Source organism: Kitasatospora sp. NPDC058406 (assembly GCF_042722765.1).
Taxonomy (GTDB): Bacteria; Actinomycetota; Actinomycetes; order Streptomycetales; family Streptomycetaceae; genus Kitasatospora.
Genome location: NZ_JBHXKE010000511.1, coordinates 1 through 1,044, shown reverse-complemented (window position 1 = coordinate 1,044; position 1,044 = coordinate 1). Strand labels below are relative to the sequence as shown.

Sequence of the window (1,044 nt, the reverse complement as noted above, 5' to 3'; positions counted from 1 at the left end):
ACCCCCCCTTCCCCCCCCCCCCCCCCCCACGCCGGGGGGGGGGGGGCGGTGCCCCCGGCGGGGGGGGCGGCGGGGTGGGGGGCCCGCCGGGCACGCCGGTGGGGACGCCGGTGGGGCCTCCGGGAGGGCGGCCCCGTCGTGCCGCCGCCCCGCGGTGCCGCCGGTTTCGACGCCACCGCGGTCGGGAACGGAAGCGACCATGCTGTCTGTCGTGGTGGCCCCCTGGGGCGGTGACCCGGTGTTCGCCCGGGCCGGGGACGAGCCGCACGACGCGGCGAGCACGATGAAGGTGGCCGTCCTGGCCGCGCTCCACCGCAGCGGGGCGGACCTGGACGCCCGCGTCCCGGTCGTGAACGCCTTCGCCTCGGCCGCCGGCGGCGAGTTCGGCAACGATCCGGACTGGGACAGCGATCCCGTCCCCTGGAGCCTGCTCGGCCGGACGGCGCCGCTCCGGCTGCTCGCCGAGCGGATGATCACCCACTCCTCGAACCTCGCCACCAACCTCTGTCTCGCCCGGACCGGCCACGCCGCCGTCGCCGGGGCCTGGCGGCGCGCGGGCGCGACGCACAGCTCCAGCCCGCGCGGCATCGAGGACCACCGGGCGCGCGACGCGGGCCTGCACAACCGGGTGACCGCCCGCGACCTGGTCCGCCTCCTCCAGTCCCTCGACGGCGAACCGGAGCTGCTGGCCCTGCTCGAACGCAACGCGTTCCGGGTCGACCTCGCGGCCGGGCTGCCGCCGGGCACCCGGGTGGCGTTCAAGAACGGCTGGTTCCCCGGGGTGCGGCACAGCGTCGGCCTCGTCCACCCGGACGACTGCCCGCCGTACCTGCTGGCCGTCTGCTACACCGGTCCGCTGGCCTCCGGGGCGGACGAGGCGGAGGCGGACCCGGCGGCCCGGCTGGTGGCCCGGATCTCGGCCGAGGTCTGGCGGCGCCGGCACGCCGTCACCCGGACGCCGACCGGCCCGGCCGGTGCGACCGGCACGGCCCCGGCGGCCCGCCCGGGACCGCCGTCGCGTTGACCCACGGCTCCGGCCCGGGC

General features: G+C 79.4%; 1 protein-coding gene. It reads left to right on the top strand.

The window, feature by feature from the left end; translation table 11 throughout:
- Positions 1-199 precede the first annotated feature (199 nt).
- Positions 200-1,024 carry a serine hydrolase gene (locus ACFWOG_RS40925; protein WP_380364842.1) on the top strand — a complete coding sequence of 275 codons (825 nt, stop codon included), beginning with the start codon at positions 200-202 and terminating at the stop codon, positions 1,022-1,024.
- The last annotated feature ends 20 nt before the right edge of the window (positions 1,025-1,044 follow it).